Raw genomic sequence first — 20,083 nt, forward strand, 5'->3', positions numbered from 1 at the left:
GGGGAATAGGGGAATAGGGGAAAAAGGTACTGGCATCCGATATGCGGAGTTCACGAAGTCTGATCTTCCCTACCTCCCTACCTCCCTACCTCCCTACTTCCCTACTCCCCTATTTCCGTTCCGCAGGAAGGAACACCATGATGAGCCATTTGGACAGCACCTTCCTGACCGCCTCGCAACTGGCGGCGGCGATCCGCGAGAAGAAGGTCGGCGCTTTCGAGGCGATGGAGGCGCAGCTTGCCCGCATCGCTGTCGTCAACCCGCTGCTCAACGCCATCGTCACCCTCGACGAGGAGGCGGCCCGGGCCGGAGCGAAGGCCGCAGATATGGCGGTCGCACGCGGCGAGGCCGCCGGTCCGCTCAACGGTGTGCCGGTCACGCTGAAGGACGGCCATGCCACCGCCGGCATGCGCACCACCGTCGGTTTGGAAGCCTTTGCCGATCATGTCCCGGCGACGGACAGCACGATTGCCGCGCGGCTGCGCAAGGCCGGCGCTATCATCATCGGCAAGACCAACGTGCCGCCCAGGCTGCGCGACCTGCAGACCGACAATCCGATCTTCGGCCGCACCGTCAATCCGTGGGACGTTACCCGGACACCCGGCGGCTCCAGCGGCGGCGCGGCTGCCGCGGTCGCCGCCGGGCTGGTGCCGCTCGAGATCGGCAGCGATGCCGGCGGCTCGATCCGGATGCCGGCGCATCTGTGCGGCGTCTATGGCTTCAAGCCGACGCAGGCGACGGTGCCGATCACCGGCAGCTACGCCGATCCGCCCGACCTGCCGCGCAGCTTCCGCCTGCTGTTCGACATCGGGCCTTTGGCTCGCGACGTCGACGATCTCATCCTGGCGCACCGCATCATCGCCGGCGCCGACGGTCTCGACACCGAAGTGCCGCCGGTAGCGACGGACGAGGCGCCGGAGCCGTCGCTGGGCAAGCTCAGGGTTGCCTTCGCGCCCGAATTTCCCGGAGTGCCGACCGCGCTCGACATCGCCGACGCGATCGCCGGCTTCGCGGGCGCCATCGAGGTCGGCGGCGCGCGGGTAGGGCAGGCATTGCCGCAGCACGATTTCGCGGCCGAGCGGGCGCTGTTTTCCGATCTCATCACCTGGTATTCGCAGGTCTTCCGGCAGCCGCGCGAAACCTCGCCCTCGCTGGCCGCCTATCTCGAGGCGCTCAACCAGCGCGACGAATTCATCGCTGCCTGGGAGCGCTTCTTTGACGGGTGGGACGTGCTGGTCTGTCCGGCGATGATGTGCACGGCCTTCCGCCACCGCGAAATGGGGGCGCCGATCCCCGTCGACGGCATCGAGACGCCCTACTGGAGCGCGCTCAGCCACGCCTGCCGCTTCAACTTGACCGGGCATCCGGCCGCCGTCATTCCGATCGGTGTCGACCGGGAGGGCCTGCCGATCGGCGCCCAACTGGTCGGCCGCCGCCATTCGGACATGAAGCTGCTGGCTGTGGCGAAGGCGCTGGCGCGTCTCACCGACGGTTTCGTCAGGCCACCGGGATTGTGAGCGCGTGGAAACGGAGGGCTGCGTGAAAGACCAAGGGCCGCCGGCCCAGGGTCAAACATGCACGTCGCCGAACGACAGTTCGCCGTCGTCGGCGCGCATCAGGAAGGCGGCGGCAAGCATCGCAAGATAGAACACGACGACGCCGCAGACCACCACGACGCCGGGGATGGGACCGAGCGTCGCCACGCGAAAGGTGTCAAGCAGCGAGGCGCTGAAGCCGATCGGCGAGCCTTCGCGCTGCAGGCTGGGCGTGGTGATCTTCAAGACCCAGGCAAGCATCAGGATCGTGTACATGAAGACGTAGTTGCGGCGCAGCCTCCGGACCAGCGCCGCGCGCTGCGAGATGAGGAAGCGCGGCGAGCGCAGGCCTTCGCCGAGGATGGCCAGCCAGTTGGAGGCGAAGTCCGGCTGCGGCGAAAAAATCTGCGCGAAGTAATAGCGCTCGAACTGACGCACCCGCGCCCGATAGACGTCGAAGAACCGGTAGCGCCGCGCTTCGATCCATAGAAGCAGCGTGATGAGCAGCATGGCGAAGAGCAGCACGCCGTGATGCGCCGAGGGCGTCGACAGCGATACGGACAGCATCGCCGCCACCACGGTGATCGCCCAATTGCTGGTGCGGTCGAGCCGGTCGCGCCAGCCCGCCATGCGCCCGATCTCCGCGCGGTGGAAATGCGACATGGTGGTTGCGAATTCGGAGGAAGTGAGCTTCAGCGCGAACGCATCGGAGCCCCTTGGCGGCGCCGCTGCTTCGGCTGGCTTTACGGTCTGGACCTGCGACATCCCCTTGCCACGTGCCTCCCGCCGTGGCCGGCCGATTGAGCCGGCCACACCCCATATAGCACAATGTGGGGCCGGCAGAAATGTTCCTGCCGACGCGCTCCGGCGGAAGATCTTATGCGCTCAGCCAGACCCGTTCGGCCACGCGATGATCGCTGAGCAGGAAGTTGGGATTGGGAACGAATCCCTTCACCTCCTGGCGCGCCGCGTCGATCCAGCTGGCGAAGGCCGGGATGATGGTCGGGCACTCGTCATGGATCATCTGCTGCAGCTCGAAATAGACCTCGCGGCGTTTTGCCGGATCGGCCAGTGAGCGCGACTCCGTCAGCCTTCTGTCGAAGCTGTCGTTCTTCCAATGCGTCTCGTTCCACGGCGCGCCCGAGGCGTAGACTGAGGAGAACATCATGCTCGCCGACGGCCGCCCGGCCCAGAAGGAAGCCACCCATGGCTTCTTCAGCCACACGTCGCTCCAGTAGCCGTCATCGGGCTCGCGCTTGACGCTGATGGTGATGCCGGCGGGCTTGGCCGATTGCGCGAAAAGCTCGGCCGTGTTGACCGCCTGCTCGAACGCCACGGGGGCGGCGTGCAGCTCGAGGGTAAGATCGCTCTTGCCGGCCTTCTTGAGGTGAAAACGGGCCCTGTCCGGATCGTAGCCGCGCTGCGCGATGTTCGGATTGAAGCTCGGATCGCCGGCAGCGATCGGATGGTCGTTGCCGACCCGTCCGAAGCCGGCCATCAGCAGCTTCACCATCTGCTCGCGGTCGAGCGCGTGCTTGAGCGCCAGCACGACATCGGGGTTGTTGAACGGCTCCTTCGTGGCGTCCATCGGCAGCGAGAAATGCTGCTTGCCTTCGGTGACCAGCAGATAGGCGCGCGGGTCCTTCTTGAGCAGTGGAGCGATCTTGTAGTCGATGCCGTTGACGATGTGCACCGAGCCGCCTTGAAGAGCCGAGACGCGTGCCGCGGCGTCGTTGATCACGACCGTCTCGACCGTATCGACATGGCCGCGATCGCCGCGCCAGTAGGTCTCGTTGCGTGCGGCGGTGGCGTGCACGCCGGGCTGGAAGGCGGTGAGCTTGAACGGACCGGTGCCGATCGCTTTCGACCAGTCGGCGAAGCCTGCCGGCACCATGGCGAAATGCAGATCCGACAGCACATAATCCATGTCGGGATTTGCCGATTTGAGCAGAATCTCGACTTGCGTCGGCGAGATGGCCCGCACTTCCGCGACGTCGGCGACCAGACCCTTGGCCTTCGACTTGGTCTTGTCGCCGATATGCAGGCCAAGCGAGTATTTGACGTCGTCGGCGTCGAACGTCTTGCCGTTGTGAAACTGCACGCCCTGCCTGAGATTCAGGATCCAGCGCTTGTTGCCGTCGCTGGCTTCCCAGCTTGCCGCGAGCTCCGGCGCCGGCTTGCCGTCATCGCCGATCTCCACCAGCGTGTTGTAGACCTGGCGCGACACGTTGATGGAAAAAGTGCCGATCAGCTGCGTCGGGTCCAGCGTGTCGGCGGAGCTGCCGCCGTTGAGGCCAAGGCGCAGAGCGCCGCCCTTGCGCGGCGCCTCGGCAAGGCCGCTATGTGGAAACGCCGCCGTGGCGAAGGCAGCCGCAGCGGCCGTCTTGATGAAGCTGCGGCGGTTCATGCTGTCCAGGCTCGAGAAGACGCTTCTGTCGTTCATGTCATTCTCCCATTGGTTCAGTAGGCGCCAAGGACTTCGTTGCCCATCAGCGGCTGTGGCGGCAGCCGCCGGTCGAGAACCGAGCTCAGTGCGCGCGCCTGCGCGCCGAGTGCTCGCTCGGGGAACAGGTTCCAGTGCTCCCAGGGGTCTTCGCGAAGATCGAACAGCTCCCCCCAGGCCGGCTGGTTGGGATAGCGGGTGAACCGCCACTCCTTGGAGATGATCGACTGGTTGTAGAGGCAGGCGTCACGTCGCGGATGATATTCACCGAACAGGAAGTCGCGGACGTCGGCGACCCGGCCGTCGATCAGCGGCTTGAGATCGGTGCCGTCGGTCGCGGGCGCCGGCAGGCCGAGCAGCGATGCGATGGTCGCGAACAGGTCGAGGTGGCTGGTCAGCGCATCGAGGTTTGTTCCGGCGCGGATGCCTGGACCGCTGAGAACCAGCGGGACCTGCAGCAGTTGTCGGTAGGGCGGCGGCCCCTTGCGCAGCAGCCCGTGGTCGCCGAGCAACTCGCCATGATCGGCGGTAAACAGCAGGAAGCTGTCATCGAGCACGCCAACGTCGTCCAGGGCCGCGAGCAGCCGCCCGACGGCATCGTCGATCATCTGGATCATGCCATGCGTGTGGGCGATTGCGATGGCCAGCGTTTCGTCGGAGATATCGTCGGTGCGCAGGAGGAAGCCCTGCTCGCGCGGCTGCTCGCCGGAGGCGATGTAGGGCACTTTCGTCGGATCGTCGCCTTCGCCGAGATAGGCCGGCATCCGCTCCAACTCGCCCGCCCGGATGGTCGGCGTGGGCATTTGCTCCGGTCGGAACAGGTCGCAATAGGGCCGGGGCGGGGCGAAGGGGTGGTGCGGGTCCGGAAACGAGACGAACAGGCCGAACGGCTCTGCCTGCTTCCCCTGGCGCTCGATGAAGTCGATCGCCCGATCCGCGATCCAACTGGTGTAGTGCAACTCGGGCGGCACCGCGCTTTTCCAGACTTCGTTCAGATCCTGCGCCCGGCTGTCGGGACTGGCGTCGGGCTCGTAGAGGTCCACCACTTCGGGGTGGTTGCGCTTGAGCCAGGCGGCGTAGTGGCCGGCGCGAGTGGCTTCGTTGGCTTCGCCCATGACGAGGTCGACGGCATCGAAGCCGAAATAGGGACCGTGCCAGTCCTCGCAGCCCGGCCTTTCCCAATAGGCAAGCGATTCAGGCATGTCGCGTTCGACGGGCGCGAGCAGTGGCTGAAAGTGCAGCTTTCCGACGCCTTTTGTGGCGTATCCGGCAAGCGAGAGCGCCTGCCACAGATTAGGGAGCCGATCGTCGAGCGCCACGCCGTTGCGCCACAATCCGTGATGGCGTGGATAGAGCCCTGTTGCCATGGTCGCTCGGCTTGGCGAGCAAATCTGGTTAGGCGTGAAGTGCCGATGGAAGGTTGCGCCGCGCGCGGCGATGCGGTCGATGTTTGCGGTATGGGCGACGCGGTTGCCGGTGACCGAGAGCGCGTCGTAGCGCATCTGGTCGGCACAGATGAAGATGACATTGGCTCGCTTCACGACGGCTCCGCCCGTTCTGCTAAGCTTGCAGCTAGGGCCCGAAACGCAGCGAAATCAAAGATCAAGATTTTCGTTCGGTATGTGCTAATCCTATACCGGGAGGACGAGATGCGTTTTTCTGGGCTCAGCGTTCGTCAACTGGAGGCCTTCGAGGCAACGATGGTGGCCGGCTCCGTGTCGGGCGCTGCGGTCGCGCTCAACGTCTCGCAGCCGAGCGTCAGCCGGCTGCTGCAGGAGCTGGAGATCGATACCGGCCTCAGCCTGTTCGATCGCTCGCACGGTCGGCTCGTTCCGACCGAGCAGGGCCTGCTGTTCTACGGCGAGGTCGGCAAGACGTTTCATGGCGCGCGCAACCTCATCATGGCGGCGCAGGAGATCAGGGAACTGAAGCGCGGCGTCGTGCGCATCGGCACGCTGGCGGCGATGTCCTTCAACATCGTGCCGGAAGCGATCCAGCAGCTTCGGACGCGCTTTCCGGAGGCAAGGACCACCATCGCGGTGCGCAGCTCGACGGAGATCGTCTCCTCCGTCGCCTCGCGCCTGACCGATGTCGGCCTGGTGGACGCGGGCGTTTCCTTCCTGGATGCCAAATGCGTCGCCACTTTCGAGCGCAATAGCGTCTGTGTCATGGACCAGAAGCACCCGCTCGCCGAGAGCGAGCGGGTCCGGCTGGAAGATTTTTCGCGTTATCCTTTCGTATCGCTGGGCGAGCTCTATTTCCGGCGCAGCCGCGACGGCGCGAGGCTGCTCGAAGTGACCGCGGCCAACACCGTCGCCGACATTTTCCAGTCATTCTTGGCTTGCGCGCTGGTCAGGGGCGGCCGCTCGCTGGCTGTGGTCGATCCGTTCACTGCGGGCTTCTATTCCGAGTTCGGACTGGCACTCAGGCCAATCCAGTTCGACATTCCGTTTCGCATCTCGATCATCGTCAATGATCGGTCGGCGACGGGGGCGGCGGCCGGCAAGGTCATCGAGGCGATGACCGATCTGATCGGCCGTTAATCAGCATTGCCGGCCGCCGGTCATGGATGCTTCCTATCGCTGAGCGGCTGATATCGGAAACGGCACCACTTCGGCCTCGGGCCGGGGATGGAGGGCGGTCGCGACCGCCTCGATCACAAGGTCGAGCGCCGCAAGCGCCGTGCGGCTTGTCTCGTCGTCGCCGCGCAGATAATGGCAGGCCCTGTCGAGGTGCAGGTGGGCGGCGGCAAAGTCGCTTTTCATTAGCTTCTCCTTATTGCCCCGCCGTGCCGCGACCATGCGTGAGTCGCTTTACCGACAAGCAAAGATGGGCGGCGGCATTTGAATCGAATTGTACGCGAGACCGAAGCTGCTTGAGAGAGGCGGGCGGAGCCGGAACTGCCCGATCCCTCCGCGCCGGTGAGGAAGTTGTCCGGCAGGGCCGAGGAGGCGCTGTCCCACCGGCATCCCAGCCCTTGCAGGCACCTCCATGGGGGTTAAAAGTGACTTGCTTTGGAGATAGGTTGAATCGACGTTGGCTCTCCACGGCGCCCCCTCCGTCCTGCCGGACATCGCCCCCACAACGGGAGAGAGTGGCAGTTCCACCGCCGTGCAACCGATGCATGTGCGAAACCGTTATGGCGAGGATAATCGAGGGGTGCGGCAATTGTCCTTCATGCCCAACCGGCGCCGGCCGGTTTGTCTCGCGCTTGCGGCGGCGGCGCTTGCATCGATGCCGGCCGCCGCCTTCGCCGCCGAAAAAACCGGCATGTCGAGCGAAGGCATCTTCGTTCTCGAAGTCATTTTGCTGCTCGTCGTCGGCCGAGGCATCGGCGAATTGCTGGAGCGCCTCGGCCAGCCGGCGGTGATGGGACAGCTGATCGGCGGCATCCTGCTCGGGCCCTCGCTGCTCGGCTGGCTGTGGCCCGCGGCCGAGCGGCTGGTCTTTGCCGGCGATGCCGCGCAGAAGTCGATGATCAACGCCATCGCCCAGTTCGGCGTGCTGATGCTTCTGCTGCTGACCGGCATGGAGACGGACCTGAGGCTGGTGCGCCGGGTCGGCCGCGCGTGCTTTTCCATCTCCGCCACCGGCGTCGCCGTGCCCTTCGCGCTCGGCTTCGTGGCGGCGCAGTTCATGCCGGCCTCGCTGCTCGCCACCGGCAGCGAGCGCATCGTCTCCGGCCTGTTCCTCGGCACCGCGCTTTCGATCTCCTCGGTCAAGATCGTCGCCATGGTGGTGCGCGAGATGAACTTCATGCGCCGCGACCTCGGCCAGATCATCGTCTCCTCGGCCATCATCGAGGACACGATCGGCTGGGTGATCATCGCCATCACCATCGGCATCGCCACGCATGGCCGCATCGAGCTCGCCAGCCTCGCTTTCACGCTCGCCGGCGTCGCCGCCTTCATGGCCTTTTCCTTCACGCTCGGCCGCCGCATCGTCTTCGACGCCATCCGCTGGACCAACGACACCTTCCGCTCGGAATACGCGGTGGTCACCGTCATCCTCGCCATCATGGGCGGCATGGCGCTGGTCACCGACCTGATCGGCGTGCATACGGTGCTTGGTGCCTTCGTCGCCGGCATATTGGTCGGCGAGTCGCCGATCCTGTCGCGCCACATCGAGGGGCAATTGCGCGGCGTGATCACGGCACTCTTCATGCCGGTGTTCTTCGGCGTCGCCGGTCTCTCGGCCGACCTGACAGTGCTCGTCGATCCCGAGCTTGCACTGCTCACCGTGGCGCTGGTGGCGATCGCCAGCCTCGGCAAGTTCGGCGGCGCCTTCATCGGCGCGGAGGCCGCGGGCATGAGCCGCAGCGAGGGCATCGCCGTCGGCTGCGGCATGAATGCGCGGGGCTCGACCGAGGTCATCGTCGCCTCGATCGGTCTGTCGATCGGCGTGATCTCGCACACGCTTTTCACCATGATCGTCACCATGGCCGTGATCACCACCTTGGCCATGCCGCCAACATTGCGCTGGGCGCTGGGGCGGCTGCCGATGGGGGAGGAGGAGAAGAAAAGGCTGGAGCGCGAGGAGGTCGACCAGCGCGGCTTCATCACCAATCTGGAGCGGCTGCTGGTGGTGGTCGACGAGGGCGTCGTCGGCCGCTTCGCCGCCTACCTCGCCGGTGTCATCGGCGCCGGCAAGCCGACGACCGTGCTCCGTACAAGCGGCGAAAGCGAAGCCGACCCCGTCGAGGCGGCGCATCTGGACGAGATCGAGAAGGGCGCTGAGCAGGGCCGCGAGGCGGCGAAGGAAGCCGACGAGGAGCCTGCGCACGAAGTCCCCCTCACACGCCGCCTGCATGACGCTCCGCTCTCCGCCGAGGCGGTCGCCAAGGAGGCGCGCAAGGGCTACGGCATGCTGCTCATCGGCCTCGGCCGAGCGGTGACGGCGAAGGGCGGCTTCTCGCGCCGGCTGAACGAGGTCGCGGGCGCCTTCGAGGGCCCGCTCTGCCTGGTGCTGAAGCCGGCCGGCGCCGGCCGGCAGATGCCGCGCCTTGGGCCGGGATCCGGCAGGATCCTGGTGCCGGTCAACGGCACGGCGAATGCGCGCCGCGGCGCGGAACTTGCGTTTGCCGTCGCCTCCGTCACCGGCGCGCCGGTCAAGGTCCTCTATGTCGCGCGTCCGGGTCGCGACGAACCGCGCGACACCGTCTCGCATCGCCGCAGGGAGGCTGTGCTGAAGGACATTGTCGCGCTTGCCGACCGTTATGGCGTCGAGATCGAGACGGCCATCCGCTCGAGGGCCGCCGCCGCCGATGCCATTGCCCGTCAGGCGGGCAGGAGCGTGGCGCTGATCGTCATGGGCGTGGCGCGGCGGCCGGGTGAGGAGCTCATCTTCGGCGAGACGACGAGCGGCGTGCTGCATCGCTGCCCATGCCCGGTGATGCTGATCTCCGACGCGCGGCTGCGCCGCGACGACGAGGGCAGGGAGGCGCTGAGGTCAGGTACGGGCACGGGCTGAGGGCAGCTTCGGCCTGACGGTTCCAATGGCTGACGGCCGCACTTCACTTGCCTTCGAAAAAGCGATGGATCGCGGCGTCCAGCTTGCCGATGAGCTCGCCGTTGCGCGTGCTGCCGGCCCAGATCAGCGCATTGAGCCGCATGTCCTTGTTGAGGAAGTTCACCTTGCGGGATTCCAGCAGATATTGCGCGACTTCGAAGTGGCGTCCCTTGATCGCCTCGATGAGCGCGCTGTTGCGTCCCGTCTTGTCGGCGAGATTGACGTCGGCGCCATGCTCGACCAGCAGCTTGACGATAGCGAGATGCCCGTTCCTTGCCGCTTCGATGAGCGGCGTCCTGCCGTAATAGTCGGCGCGGGCGTCGATATCGATCTGCGGATGCTTCAGCAGCGACTTGATGCAGGCGAGGTGACCCCTGGCCGCGGCCAGGCTCAATGGCGTGCTCTTCCATTTGTTTCTGCAGTTCACGTCGACCGCCGGGTGGCCGATCAAGGTTTCGAGCACGGCGATGCGGCCGTTATGCGCGGCGAGGTGCAGGCTTGACCAGCCGTCTTCATCGGTCTGGTTGATATCCGCGCCCGCCGCGAGCTCCGCGCGCGAGGCTTCGGCATCGCCGCTCTCGGCCGCGACCAGCAGGCGGGACCAATTCCTTGCTTCTGCGGCTTCCAGGCCTGTGTCCACTGCAATATCCCCGACCGCGGATGGCGCCGGCCCGGCCGGCATTCAGATGCAGCGTCTTTCTCTCGCGGAGTGTTTCACACTCGCCGTCGTCGGGCAATGGATTTCGCGTCGGCGGTGCGGGCAACTCGAGGGGAGATGCCGGCAGGGCAGGTCCGAGCGTGGATCGCCGGCGCCCCATGCGACGGAGAGGGGCGTCGGCGCTTGACGCGCCGCGACCCCCTCTGTCGCCTTCGGCGACATCTCCCCCTCGAGGAGGGAGATTCATCTCGTTATGCCATCTGCAGCCGCTGCCGGCTCGGCTGCGGCGGGAAGGCGATCGCGATGCCGGCGGCGCCCAGGCCGACCAGCGCCGAGCCGATGAACAGCCAGGAATAGCTGGCATAGGCGTCGTAGATCATGCCGCCGGCGAGCGGGCCGAACGACATGCCGAGGCTGGAGAGCATGGTGGCGGCGCCGAACACCGTGCCGATGATGCGCGGCCCGAAATATTCGCGTGCCAGCACCGCATAGAGCGGCATGACGCCGCCATAGGTGGCGCCGAAGATGACGGCCAGGACGTAGAACTGCTCGAGCCGGCCGACCGCGAGATAGGCGGCGATCACTGCGGCCTGGATGGCAAGGCCGGTGATCAGCACCGGCTTGACCCCCAGCCGGTCGCCGAGCACGCCGTAGAGCAGGCGTCCGCCAAGGCCGGCAAGGCCCTCGACGCTATAGATCGAGACGGCAGCCATCGGCGCAACGCCGCAGGCCATCGCATAGCTGACCATGTGGAAGATCGGCCCCGAATGCGCCGCGCAGCAGGCGAAGAAGGTCATGCCCAGCACCAGGAACTGCGGCGAGCGCAGCGCCTGGCCGACGCTCATGCCGGGATCGTCGGCGGCACGCGCCGGCATGCCGCTGTCGGCCGCCGCGCCGGCCGCCGGCGGCTGGCGTACCAGGAAGACGGCGGGCAGCAGGAGCACCCAGGCCATGACGCCGATGTCGAACATGGCGGTTCGCCAGTCATAGGCCGAGATCAGCCAGCGGGCGAAGGGCGAGATGGTCATCGGCGCCACTCCCATGCCGGCCGAAACCAGCGACACGGCAAGGCTGCGGTTGGTGTCGAACCAGGCGGTGGTGAGCGCGATCATAGGCGCGAAGAACGCGCTGGCCGCCAGCCCGACGATCACGCCGTAGCTGAGCTGGAAGATCAGCAGCGAGTTGGCTCGGCTCGCCACCACCAGCGCCAGCCCGAGCAGCACCGCGCCGGCAAGCACGACGGGGCGGGCACCGACGCGGTCATAGATCGAGCCCCAGGCAAAGCCGCCGACGCCCATCACCAGAAAATTCAGCGTCATGGCGCTGGAGATTCCGGCGCGCGACCAGCCGGTGTCGATCGACATCGGCTCGAGAAAGATCGCCAGCGAGAACATCGCGCCGAGCGCCACACAGGTCATCAGCGCGCCGGCCGCGACGATGACCCAACGATAGGAAGGATTCATGATTTTCTCCCGTGCCCTAAGGCATCCTGTTTGATGCGGCACGGTTTTTCCAGGTCCATCGCGCCGCTTGCGTCCGAAGGACGCCGCTGCGGACACCGATCCTACAATCTGGTTGCATTTTTTATCTGGTTCTTTGGGAGATGTTGGCCTATCGCCTTATGCTGGCGTTCCTTCACACCCCCTCTGTCCTGCCGGGCAGTCCGGTAGGACAGAGGGGGTGCCTCGCGCCGACCTCTCTAACTGTCAGCAGTCTTCCACACCCACATTGACCGCGCACCAGGCCCTTCTAGATTGAGCCGCAGCAATCGGGAGGAGGCAAACGCCATGCAACTCTACCGCGGCCGGCTCATCGATCACCTTCATCTGGTAGTGCGCGACGTCAAGGCGAGCCGGCGTTTCTACGGCGCGGTGCTCGAGGTGCTGGGCGTCCCGATCGGCGGCGAGGCCGAGGATTATTTCTGGGCGGACGAACTGTTCGTTTCCAGCGCCGATAGCCGCGCGGCCCAGGGCGTGCTCACCGGCCGTCACCATCTCGCCTTCCAGGCCAAGGACCGCGCCATGGTCGACGCCTTCTACCACGCGGGCCTTGCCGCCGGCGGCAAGGACAACGGCGCCCCGGGCGAGCGCCCCTACCACCCCGGCTACTATGCCGCCTTCCTGCTCGACCCCGACGGCAGCAACATCGAGGCGGTGTTTCATGGCGAGGCGAAGCGCAGTGCGCCGGCGGTGGAGGTGAGTTTTTAGCTAGCGCGGCGGCGGGCGCCGTTCTCTCCCCCACAAGGGGGCCCCACAAGGGGGAGATAGCGCGACGCACCACTCCCTCGGCTTCTTGCTCGCCACCTCGTCGGAGCATCGGGGCTGGGCATCGGCAGGCATGACTTCGAAACCGGCGGCGATGAGTTGCAACTTCGTTTTCTCGAAATGCCGCTTGGCGCCGCTGTCGATCGCGGCCGGTGCTATCCCGTCACCAATCCGGACGCCATCCGCGTCATCCGCGAGGCTGCCACGCTGGTGCCGATCCGCTAAAATCCATCGATCGGCGGGTGCCTCGTGCAATGGCCATGACCGCCAAAGCGGAAGCTATTCCTTCACCGCGCCCGTCATCGAGGAGACGTAGTGCTCGACGAAGAACGAATAAAGCACCACCACTGGCAGCGAGCCGATCAGCGCGCCTGCCATCAGCGCTCCCCATTCATAGACGTCCGAGCGGACGAGCTCGGTGAGCACGCCGACCGGAACCGTCTTCTTCTCCGACGACTGGATGAAGGTCAGCGCGTAGATGAATTCGTTCCAGGACAGCGTGAAGGCGAAGATGCCGGCAGAGATCAGGCCCGGCACCGACAGCGGCAGCACGATCTTGGTCAGGATCTGCCAGCGGGTGGCGCCGTCGATCAGCGCGCATTCCTCCAATTCGAAGGGGATCGAACGGAAGTAGCCCATCAACAGCCAGGTGCAGAACGGAATCAGGAAGGTCGGGTAGGTGAGGATCAGCGCGAAGGGCGTGTCGTAGAGACCGAGGTTGAACACCATCACCGACAGCGGGATGAACAGGATCGAAGGCGGCACCAGATAGGCGAGGAAGACGGCAAGGCCGACCTGACGGGCGCCTGAGAACCGCAGTCGCTCGATCGCGTAGGCGGCGAGCACCGCAGCCGCCAGCGACAGGAAGGTGGCCGCCGTCGATATGATCACCGTGTTGAGCAGCCAGCCGGGGTAGGAGGTCTCCAGGAGCAAATAGCGTATGTGCTCCAGCGTCGGATGCACGACCCAGAACGGATTGTAGTTCACATAATCGGTCATCTCGACATTGGGCTTAACCGCCGTGATCGTCATCCAGTAGAATGGAAACAGCAGCACGATGAGAAACACCAGCAGCGGCAGATAGACCGTGACCACCCGGCGCGGCAGGCTCTGCAGGTAGCCCATGCCGCCTTCGTCGGTGTCCAGGCGCTCGACTTCTCTGATCGCGGCCATGTCAGTCTCCGCCGCCTTGCTGCCACCTGCGGCGTTGCAGGCCGAAATAGCTGAACAGGATCGCCGCCAGCAGGAAGGGGATCATGGCAACGGCGATTGCCGCGCCTTCGCCGAGCTGGCCGCCGGCAATGCCGCGCTGGAAGGACAATGTCGCCATCAGGTGGGTGGCGTTCACCGGCCCGCCGCGGGTCAGCACATAGATCAGCTGGAAATCGGTGAAGGTGAAGAGCACCGAGAAAGTCATGGTGATGGCGATGATCGGCGTCAAAAGCGGCAGCGTCACATGGCGAAACAACTGCCAGCGGCTGGCGCCGTCGAGCGTGGCGGCTTCATAGAGCGACTGCGGGATGGTCTGCAGGCCGGCAAGCAGCGTGATGGCGACGAACGGGATGCCGCGCCAGACATTGGCCGCAATGACCGAAGCGCGCGCGTTGGTCGGATCGCCGAGGAAGTTAATGCGGTGGTCGATCAGCCCCATCTGCTGCAGCGCCCAGGACAGGATCGAGAACTGCGAGTCGTAGATCCACCAGAAGGCGATGGCCGACAGCACCGTCGGCACCACCCAGGGCAGCAGCACCACCGCGCGGAAGAACGACTTGAAGGGCAGCTTCTCGTTGAGGATGAGAGCCAGCCAGAGGCCGAGCACGAATTTCAGGATCGAAGCGCTGACCGTGTAGAGCACGGTGTTGAAGACCGACAGCCAGAACACGCTGTCGCTCCAGAGATATTCATAGTTCTCGACGCCGATATAGATGCCGGGCCGGCCGATACGCGTGTCGGTGAAGCCAAGCCAGACGCCGAGTCCCAGCGGATAGGTGAGAAAGACCAGGAGCAGCGCCGCCGCCGGCAGCATGAAGCCGAGACCAAGAGTGTTCCGGCTCTCGGCAAGTCGCGAAAGCATCGACGGACGCCGCTGAACGGCAACGGATGGCACGGCCATGGGCGCGAATTCCTCGCAACATGCGGTGGAGTGGTGGTGGCCGCGTGGTCCTTCCGTGCCCCGGAAGATCCCGACGCGGCCACCCTTGCTTCAGGTGCCCGGCAGGATCAGACGCGATAATAGCGGTTGGCGCGCTTTTCGGCCTCTTCCATCGCCTCTTGCGGTGTCGCCTGTCCTGTCACCGCCTTGGCGAACATGTCGACCAGCACATAGTCGGCCATGGTCGCGGCCGAGGCATAGCCGAGCGGCCCGGCATAGCCGTTGGGTCGCAGCGTCGCCGAAGCTTTCGCGTAAGCGGCGTTGTTCGGGTCGGCCTTCCACACCGGATTGTTGTCGAAAGCCTTCAGCGTCTGGCAGCAATAGCCGGCCGACGACGTGATCCAGTCCGACATCTGCGGGTCCTCGAACATGAACTGCAGATAGGCTTTGGCCGCGTTGGGGTAGGGCGTGTAGTTGAAGATGACGGCCGTGGTCACCTGGAACAGCTCGACCGATTTCCCGACCGGACCGATCGGCAGATTGGTGGTGCGGATGTCCTTGGCTATTTCGGCCAGCTTCGGGTCATTGTCCTTGTTGACCTTGGCGGTGTTGTAGGCCGAGATGCCGTTGGCGATCACGCTTATTTCGCCGGCCAGGAAGGCGCGGTTGTTGTTGACGTCGAGCCAGCTTTCCGTGCCGGGGATGAAGGTCTTGTAGAGCTCCTGCGCATACTGGATCGCCTTGAGCGTCTCGGGGCTGTTGATCGTCACCTTGCCGGCTTCGTCGACCATCTGGCCGCCATGGCTCCATAGCAGCCAATGCGCATAGTTGTTGCCGTCGCCGACGCCGTGGCCATGGGTGAACCCGGCGGGATGGCCCTTTGCCTTCAGCGCCTTGCACAGGTCGAGGAAACCCGCCGTGTCCTTCGGGAATTCCGAGAAGCCGGCCTCCTTCACCCAGCTTTCGCGATAGACGATGGCATTGCCGATGGTGGCGAGCGGCAGGCCGAGGAACTTGCCCTCGCGCGTCGCATACTGCTTCGGGCCGTCGTGCCAGCCGCCATACTTCTTGCCGAGATAGTCGCCGAGTTCGGTCACGTCGAGCAGCTTGTCTGGATATTGGTGCGGGTCGTCGAACCAGACGAACATCAGGTCGGGACCGGAGCCGACATTGGCGGCGACGGCCGCCTTGGGCCGGATGTCTTCCCAGCTCTCCTTGTCGACGCGCACCTCCACGCCCGTCGCCTCGGTGAACCGCTTCGTATTCTTCAGCCATTGGTCCTCGTCGCCCTGCACGAAAGGCGACCAGCGCAGCAGCCGGAGCTTGGCGCCTTCCTCCGGCTTGTAGGTGAGGCCCTCCTGGGCGAAGGCGCTCGAGCCGAGGAAGCGGCTGCCCAAGGCCCCGGCGGCCGCGCCGGCGGTCGTGCGGATCACGTCGCGTCTGGTGAACTTCATGCTCGTCTCCTCCTGTGGGTTTCCTCGTTGCGTGGTCTATGGCGCCGCTTCGATCCGCTGGCCCGTTTCGCCGTGAAACAGATGAATGGGGCCGGGTTCCACCGACAGCCGGATGGTTTCTCCCGGCGCGAAGGAATGGCGTTCGCGGAAATTGGCGACGATATCCTCTCCGCCGGCCGTCCGGCCGATGATCTGCACTTCCGAGCCGGTCGGCTCGATCACCACCACGGTGACCGGAATGCCGTCCTCGGCCAGCCGCAGATGCTCGGGCCGAACGCCGAGCACGACGGCTTCGCCGTTGCCGATCGCGGGCGGTTTCGACAGAGGCACGGAGACGCCACCCGCGCCCCGGAACGACGACGGCGCGCCGTCATTGGCGAATGTGCCCTTGAGCAGGTTCATGGCCGGCGAGCCGATGAAGCTCGCGACGAAGAGGTTGTTCGGCCGGTCGTAGAGCTCGAGCGGCGGCCCGATCTGCTCGACGAGGCCGTCATGCATAACGACGATCTTGTCGGCCATCGTCATGGCCTCGATCTGGTCGTGCGTGACATAGATCGTCGTCGTCTTCAGCCGCTGGTGGAGTTCCTTGATCTCGGCGCGCATCTGGACCCTGAGCTTGGCGTCAAGGTTGCTGAGCGGCTCGTCGAACAAAAACACCTGCGGATTGCGCACGATCGCCCGGCCCATGGCGACGCGCTGCCGCTGGCCGCCCGAAAGCTGGCGCGGATAACGCGACAGAAGCGGCACCAGCCCGAGGATCTCGGCCGCGCGCTTCACCCCGGCATCGCTCTCCGCCTTGGCCACTCCCTTCAGCATGAGCGAGAACGCCATGTTCTCGGCCACGGTCATGTGCGGATAGAGCGCGTAGTTCTGGAAGACCATGGCCACGTCGCGCTCCTTCGGCGCAACATCGTTGACGACACGGCTGCCGATCGAAATATGGCCGCGGGAGATTTTTTCCAGCCCGGCAATCATCCGCAGAAGCGTCGATTTTCCGCATCCCGACGGCCCGACCAGCGTGACGAACTCGCCGTCTTCTATATCGACGCTGACGCCGTGCAGGATCTGGGTGGCTCCGAACGACTTGTAGACATCGCCAATCGCGACAGACGCCATCGAACTCCTCCCGATGGTCCCTGCGGGTTTCGCGGGGAGCCGTTTCCAATCAAGGTGTGGCTGAAACGGATGCCGGCAAGCATCCACCACTGGCGTCGGCGACGTTTGCCCCAGCTCCCCCCGGGTCACGCGACTGTGAAACGGTAGCGCTACCAAACCCGCCTGTAAAGCTGCGGCGCATGCCCTTAGACTTTCGTCTCAAAGGACAAATGAGCCAGCCTGCCGTGAGCTAAGTCAATCCAGGGCTGTGCCGGATGGCCACTAATCAGGTCGGCGAAGAAGGCTGAATGCGCATTAGCAAGTACTAAGGTGTAGATTTCAACCTAGCCGAGAAAGAGCCGACAGTTCCCGTTTCCGCGCAGACGGGATTGGCAGCTGTCCCATTCGAGATGCGGTAATGCTGATAGCGGTGCTTCCGGTGTGGCCCTGCTGCCACCGCGGGAAGGGGCGCGGCCGCTCCTTGGCCGTGTTCACCCGCCGATCAGAAACGCCGCAATCAGCTTCTGCAAGTTCCCGCCCGGACCGAACTCGACCTTGTCGAAGTCGCGGCTGGCCCGGCGCTGCGCCTTGGAAAGCTGGTCGAGATAATTCGTCAGCTCCGCCCTGATCTTGGTGCAGCCGGGGTCGTCGGCAACGGTGAGGCCGGTGCTGAAGGCGACGATCTTGTCCACCATGTCGACGATGCCGGCGCCGTGGACCTTCTCGTGTGCGGCGAGGCCGGCGGCAAACGCGTCCCACCGCGCCTGCACGGCGGGGGCAAGTTTTGCGGCGGGCTTGGGCAACGTGTAGGTGATGATCAGCTTCGGGCGAGCGGTCTTCAGCACGCAGGCGCCGCCTTCGGTCTGATAATCGCGCTGCCAGGTCAGCTTGAAGTTGGTCTGCGCGATTGCCCGCCGCCCGTTGCCGGCCGAGTCCCTGCCGATCACAGGGCCTTTCTCGCCGATCGAGACATAGAGCGCCTCCACGCTTTGTCCTGAGATCGCATAGGTCTCGACCTTCTCGCTCGGCTTCCATTGGGCGAGGGCTGGTGAGGAGAGGAGCAGGGCGGAAAGCAGCAAGACGGATTTCATGAGGACTCGGCAGAATTCCGGGACGAGCCTCCGTGCATAGCGGTTGTCGGCGCAAGAGCAAAGCCGGCGCGGCGCTTTCTCCCGCAAGGCGGAGACAACGCGCCGGCGCCATCGGAACCCGCTCCACCCGTCCGCCGTTTCCTTGTCATCGTTCCGCCCCAGGGAGACAAGGATGACCCGCAACGAGATCATTTCCGTTCTTGGCCCTGTCGACGAGGCCGTCATCGCCGACGTCGCGCTCACCGGCGCCAGCCTTGAGGAATTGCGCGAGGCCTTCGCCTGGATCGGCGCCGACGAGGCGCTGATGAACGAGGGTCGCGCGATGCCGGGCGCCAGGGTAGCGCGGCTGATCGAGATTCTCGAACCGCCCGAGGACGAGGCCGAAGCGCCGAGCGGGACGGAGTAGAGCGCGAATCCTGATCTCCCCCCTTGAGGCCTGAGGGGTCGTCTCACGCAGATCGCCGACGTTGTATTCCTCCGCGCAAGGCGCCGGCACTTCACGCGCAGCGATCGCTCCGTCGCCTTCGGCGACAGATACTTCGCTCGGTGCACCTTGTCCCGCAAAGGCTAGGTGACTCCCCTACTTGCTCCTCCGACACCTCGGGCATAGCTTCTTCCCGCCTTGGGGGAGGAGGCTACCTTGGACACCAATGTCGTCATTGTCGGCGCGGGACCGGCGGGGCTGGCTGTCGGGGCCTGCCTGAAGCGGGCCGGAGTCGATTTCATCATCCTCGAAAAGGCGAGCGAGCTGGCGCCGGCCTGGCGGCGGCATTACCGGCGGCTGCACCTGCACACGGTGAAGTCCTTCTCGTCACTCCCTTTCGTACCGTTCCCGAAAAGCCACCCTCGCTACGTTCCGCGTGAAAAAGTGGTTGCCTATCTCGATGCCTATGCCGCGCGTTTCAGCCTGGAGCCGCGCTTCGGCGTCACGGTGAAATCGATCCGCAGGGCGGGCGAAAAAGTCGTGGTCGAGACCGATGCCGGTCCTTTCAACGCCCGCAAGATCGTGATCGCCACCGGCAATAACGCCGAGCCGATAACGCCGGCCTTTGCCGGCATCGAAACCTTCAAGGGAGAGGTGCTGCACAGCGCCGCCTACACCGAGGCCACGACCTATACGGCCAAGAACGTGCTGGTCGTCGGCATGGGCAACACCGGCGCCGAGATCGCGCTCGATCTTGCCGAGAGCGGCGCGCATCCGACGATCTCGGTGCGCAAGGGCGTCCACATCGTGCCGCGCCAGCTCTTCGGCCTGCCGATCCAGATGGTCGGCATCGCCAGCCGGCCGATGCCGCGGGCGCTGAACGACTGGATGTTCCCGAAAATCCTCGACCTTGCGCTGGGCAGGCTGGAGCGATACGGCATCGTCAGGCCCAAGGAAGGAATCCTCAAGCAGATCGACGCCGGCCGCATTCCGGTCATCGATGTCGGAACTGTAGCAGCGATCAAGGCGGGCAGGATCGGCATTCTCCCCGATATCGTCCGCTTCACCGAGGACGGCGCAACATTCGCCGGCGGGCAGGAACAAAACTTCGACGCCGTAATCTTCGCCACCGGCTACCGTCCTGGCTATGACGGCATCCTGCCGGCGGAGCTGCGGCCGGGGAAGAGTGGAGTGAATCCACGGGCGACGGCGCTGGGTGTCTACCTCGTCGGCTTCTACAATCCGGTCACCGGCCTGCTGCGCGAGATCGGCATCGAGGCGCAGGCGGTGGCGAGGGATATTGCGGGGTGAGGCGTGGCGGAACTGCCGATCTCCCCCCTTGAGGGCAGGGGAATCGCAGATAAGTTGATTGGCTATTGCCAAGCCGCAAAAGAAGGATTCTTGAGAGGCTTTCTCGTAGCAGAGGAGGCCCGAGTGCGGCTTGTTTTGTCGATCCTGCAAGCAGTTCGCGATCCGCGCGACATCAACGCGCGGCATGATCTTGCTGAACTTCTGTTTC

General features: G+C 65.2%; 19 protein-coding genes. 8 read left to right on the forward strand and 11 right to left on the reverse strand.

Annotated elements, in window-relative coordinates:
* The first annotated feature begins 137 nt into the window (after positions 1-137).
* Positions 138-1,517, forward strand: coding sequence for an amidase family protein (locus A9K71_RS22445; RefSeq protein WP_245299730.1), 1,380 nt, complete (start codon positions 138-140; stop codon positions 1,515-1,517).
* A 51-nt stretch (positions 1,518-1,568) separates the two neighbouring features.
* Here A9K71_RS22445 and A9K71_RS22450 read toward each other — a convergent pair whose 3' ends face one another.
* The 3 genes from A9K71_RS22450 to A9K71_RS22460 form a co-directional block, all read right to left on the reverse strand.
* A complete protein-coding gene (locus A9K71_RS22450) occupies positions 1,569-2,300 on the reverse strand; it encodes a DUF2270 domain-containing protein (protein WP_082980653.1) in 732 nt (243 codons plus the stop codon).
* Between the two features lie 112 nt (positions 2,301-2,412).
* The gene (locus tag A9K71_RS22455; protein ID WP_067001170.1) at positions 2,413-3,978 is read right to left on the reverse strand and encodes an ABC transporter substrate-binding protein; all 1,566 of its coding nucleotides are present in this window, start codon (positions 3,976-3,978) and stop codon (positions 2,413-2,415) included.
* Positions 3,979-3,995: 17 nt separating this feature from the next.
* On the reverse strand, positions 3,996-5,519 hold the full coding sequence (locus tag A9K71_RS22460) for a sulfatase-like hydrolase/transferase (RefSeq protein WP_067001172.1): 1,524 nt from the start codon (positions 5,517-5,519) through the stop codon (positions 3,996-3,998).
* A gap of 108 nt (positions 5,520-5,627) precedes the next feature.
* Between A9K71_RS22460 and A9K71_RS31740 the strand changes: the two genes are divergently transcribed.
* Complete coding sequence (locus A9K71_RS31740; RefSeq protein ID WP_067001174.1) at positions 5,628-6,521, forward strand: LysR substrate-binding domain-containing protein; 894 nt, start codon at positions 5,628-5,630, stop codon at positions 6,519-6,521.
* 33 nt (positions 6,522-6,554) lie between these two features.
* On the opposite strand, the gene A9K71_RS22470 is transcribed toward A9K71_RS31740, so the two are convergent.
* Positions 6,555-6,743 carry a hypothetical protein gene (locus A9K71_RS22470; RefSeq protein ID WP_067001207.1) on the reverse strand — a complete coding sequence of 63 codons (189 nt, stop codon included), beginning with the start codon at positions 6,741-6,743 and terminating at the stop codon, positions 6,555-6,557.
* 394 nt (positions 6,744-7,137) lie between these two features.
* Here A9K71_RS22470 and A9K71_RS22475 point away from each other — a divergent pair, with 394 nt between their 5' ends.
* On the forward strand, positions 7,138-9,447 hold the full coding sequence (locus tag A9K71_RS22475; protein WP_245299732.1) for a cation:proton antiporter: 2,310 nt from the start codon (positions 7,138-7,140) through the stop codon (positions 9,445-9,447).
* Between the two features lie 43 nt (positions 9,448-9,490).
* Here A9K71_RS22475 and A9K71_RS22480 read toward each other — a convergent pair whose 3' ends face one another.
* Together A9K71_RS22480 and A9K71_RS22485 are read right to left on the reverse strand one after the other, a co-directional pair.
* Complete coding sequence (locus A9K71_RS22480) at positions 9,491-10,126, reverse strand: ankyrin repeat domain-containing protein (protein WP_156752748.1); 636 nt, start codon at positions 10,124-10,126, stop codon at positions 9,491-9,493.
* Between the two features lie 269 nt (positions 10,127-10,395).
* Positions 10,396-11,607, reverse strand: a complete 1,212-nt coding sequence (locus tag A9K71_RS22485) for an MFS transporter (RefSeq protein WP_067001182.1) — start codon at positions 11,605-11,607, stop codon at positions 10,396-10,398.
* 324 nt (positions 11,608-11,931) lie between these two features.
* On the opposite strand from A9K71_RS22485, the gene A9K71_RS22490 reads away from it, so the two are divergent.
* Positions 11,932-12,351, forward strand: coding sequence for a VOC family protein (locus A9K71_RS22490; RefSeq protein WP_067001184.1), 420 nt, complete (start codon positions 11,932-11,934; stop codon positions 12,349-12,351).
* Between the two features lie 156 nt (positions 12,352-12,507).
* Positions 12,508-12,633 carry a hypothetical protein gene (locus A9K71_RS32940; RefSeq protein ID WP_280940571.1) on the forward strand — a complete coding sequence of 42 codons (126 nt, stop codon included), beginning with the start codon at positions 12,508-12,510 and terminating at the stop codon, positions 12,631-12,633.
* Between the two features lie 54 nt (positions 12,634-12,687).
* Here the strand turns inward: A9K71_RS32940 and A9K71_RS22495 are convergent, their stop codons facing one another.
* From A9K71_RS22495 to A9K71_RS22515, 5 genes are all read right to left on the reverse strand, one after another.
* Positions 12,688-13,581 (reverse strand): carbohydrate ABC transporter permease, encoded by an 894-nt coding sequence (locus A9K71_RS22495; protein ID WP_067001185.1) that lies wholly within the window; start codon positions 13,579-13,581, stop codon positions 12,688-12,690.
* A gap of 1 nt (position 13,582) precedes the next feature.
* Positions 13,583-14,521 (reverse strand): sugar ABC transporter permease, encoded by a 939-nt coding sequence (locus A9K71_RS22500; RefSeq protein WP_067001186.1) that lies wholly within the window; start codon positions 14,519-14,521, stop codon positions 13,583-13,585.
* A gap of 107 nt (positions 14,522-14,628) precedes the next feature.
* Complete coding sequence (locus tag A9K71_RS22505; protein WP_067001188.1) at positions 14,629-15,954, reverse strand: ABC transporter substrate-binding protein; 1,326 nt, start codon at positions 15,952-15,954, stop codon at positions 14,629-14,631.
* 36 nt (positions 15,955-15,990) lie between these two features.
* Positions 15,991-17,070, reverse strand: a complete 1,080-nt coding sequence (ugpC, locus tag A9K71_RS22510) for a sn-glycerol-3-phosphate ABC transporter ATP-binding protein UgpC (RefSeq protein WP_067001190.1) — start codon at positions 17,068-17,070, stop codon at positions 15,991-15,993.
* Positions 17,071-17,540: 470 nt separating this feature from the next.
* Entirely contained in the window at positions 17,541-18,140 is a 600-nt protein-coding gene (locus A9K71_RS22515; protein WP_067001192.1) for a DUF922 domain-containing protein, read from the reverse strand.
* 172 nt (positions 18,141-18,312) lie between these two features.
* Here A9K71_RS22515 and A9K71_RS22520 point away from each other — a divergent pair, with 172 nt between their 5' ends.
* The 3 genes from A9K71_RS22520 to A9K71_RS32255 all read left to right on the forward strand — a co-directional run.
* Positions 18,313-18,546 (forward strand): hypothetical protein, encoded by a 234-nt coding sequence (locus A9K71_RS22520; RefSeq protein ID WP_067001193.1) that lies wholly within the window; start codon positions 18,313-18,315, stop codon positions 18,544-18,546.
* A 234-nt stretch (positions 18,547-18,780) separates the two neighbouring features.
* Positions 18,781-19,875: an NAD(P)/FAD-dependent oxidoreductase gene (locus A9K71_RS22525; protein ID WP_067001194.1), complete on the forward strand. Its 1,095-nt coding sequence runs from the start codon at positions 18,781-18,783 to the stop codon at positions 19,873-19,875.
* 3 nt (positions 19,876-19,878) lie between these two features.
* On the forward strand, positions 19,879-20,083 hold a 205-nt coding region (locus A9K71_RS32255; protein WP_156752749.1), incomplete at its 3' end, for a hypothetical protein.

The organism is Mesorhizobium sp. WSM3873, assembly GCF_001672445.1.
Classification (GTDB): Bacteria; Pseudomonadota; Alphaproteobacteria; order Rhizobiales; family Rhizobiaceae; genus Mesorhizobium.

Coding starts and splice junctions, on each gene's coding strand:
- A9K71_RS22500 (WP_067001186.1), bottom strand. CDS start 14,521: ATGGCCGTGCCATCCGTTGCCGTTCAGCGGCGTCCGTCGATGCTTTCG.
- A9K71_RS22515 (WP_067001192.1), bottom strand. CDS start 18,140: ATGAAATCCGTCTTGCTGCTTTCCGCCCTGCTCCTCTCCTCACCAGCC.
- A9K71_RS22455 (WP_067001170.1), bottom strand. CDS start 3,978: ATGAACGACAGAAGCGTCTTCTCGAGCCTGGACAGCATGAACCGCCGC.
- A9K71_RS22445 (WP_245299730.1), top strand. CDS start 138: ATGATGAGCCATTTGGACAGCACCTTCCTGACCGCCTCGCAACTGGCG.
- A9K71_RS22485 (WP_067001182.1), bottom strand. CDS start 11,607: ATGAATCCTTCCTATCGTTGGGTCATCGTCGCGGCCGGCGCGCTGATG.
- A9K71_RS31740 (WP_067001174.1), top strand. CDS start 5,628: ATGCGTTTTTCTGGGCTCAGCGTTCGTCAACTGGAGGCCTTCGAGGCA.
- A9K71_RS22495 (WP_067001185.1), bottom strand. CDS start 13,581: ATGGCCGCGATCAGAGAAGTCGAGCGCCTGGACACCGACGAAGGCGGC.
- A9K71_RS22450 (WP_082980653.1), bottom strand. CDS start 2,300: ATGTCGCAGGTCCAGACCGTAAAGCCAGCCGAAGCAGCGGCGCCGCCA.
- A9K71_RS22470 (WP_067001207.1), bottom strand. CDS start 6,743: ATGAAAAGCGACTTTGCCGCCGCCCACCTGCACCTCGACAGGGCCTGC.
- A9K71_RS22520 (WP_067001193.1), top strand. CDS start 18,313: ATGACCCGCAACGAGATCATTTCCGTTCTTGGCCCTGTCGACGAGGCC.
- A9K71_RS22490 (WP_067001184.1), top strand. CDS start 11,932: ATGCAACTCTACCGCGGCCGGCTCATCGATCACCTTCATCTGGTAGTG.
- ugpC (WP_067001190.1), bottom strand. CDS start 17,070: ATGGCGTCTGTCGCGATTGGCGATGTCTACAAGTCGTTCGGAGCCACC.
- A9K71_RS22505 (WP_067001188.1), bottom strand. CDS start 15,954: ATGAAGTTCACCAGACGCGACGTGATCCGCACGACCGCCGGCGCGGCC.